Raw genomic sequence first — 826 nt, 5'->3', positions numbered from 1 at the left:
CGGTGGGCGACCGCGTGGAGCCCGGAACAGATCTCGCACCGGCTGAAGGTCGAGTTCCCGGATGATGAATCCATGCGCATCAGCCACGAGGCGATCTACCAATCGTTGTTCATCCAGGGCCGTGGTGCGCTCAAACGCGAGCTCGTCACCTGCCTGCGAACGGGCCGCGCGCTGCGGCAGCCGCGGGCTCGCGCGCAGAACCGGCCGCAAGGGCACGTCACCGCCGATGTCGTGTTCTCCGAGCGCCCCGCGGAGGCCGCGGACCGCGCCATCCCGGGCCATTGGGAGGGGGATCTGATCATCGGGACGGGCCGGTCCGCGATCGGCACGATCGTCGAACGCAAGAGCCGCTCGACCCTGCTGGTGCACCTTCCCCGGCTCGACGGTTGGGGCGAGACCCCGCCGGTCAAGAACGGTCCCGCGCTGGGCGGCTATGGCGCCGTCGCGATGAACGCCGCGCTCACCGCGTCAATGGCAAAGCTCCCCGAACAGCTTCGCAAGACGCTCACCTGGGACCGCGGGAAGGAGCTCTCCGCGCACGCCCAGTTCGCGCTCGAGACGGGCACGAGAGTGTTCTTCGCCGATCCCCACTCGCCGTGGCAGCGGCCGACGAATGAGAACACCAATGGGTTGCTGCGCCAGTACTTCCCGAAAGGCACGGACCTCTCCAGATGGTCCGCCGAGGACCTCGAAGCCGTCGCTCTCGCGCTCAACGATCGTCCCCGCAAGAGCCTCGGTTGGAAGACGCCCGCGGAAGTGTTCGAGGAGCAGCTACGCTCGCTCCAACAACCCGGTGTTGCAACGACCGGTTGAACCCAGGCAGTAC

Annotated in this window: 1 protein-coding gene; it reads left to right on the top strand. The window is 67.7% G+C overall.

The features are described 5' to 3' along the window. Positions 1-813: IS30 family transposase (locus M4I32_RS15165; RefSeq protein ID WP_319035316.1), on the top strand; the 813-nt coding region annotated here is incomplete at its 5' end. Positions 814-826: the final 13 nt, after the last annotated feature.

The organism is Microbacterium sp. LRZ72 (assembly GCF_033792225.1).
Classification (GTDB): Bacteria; Actinomycetota; Actinomycetes; order Actinomycetales; family Microbacteriaceae; genus Microbacterium.
This window is presented reverse-complemented; position numbering and strand designations above follow the sequence as displayed.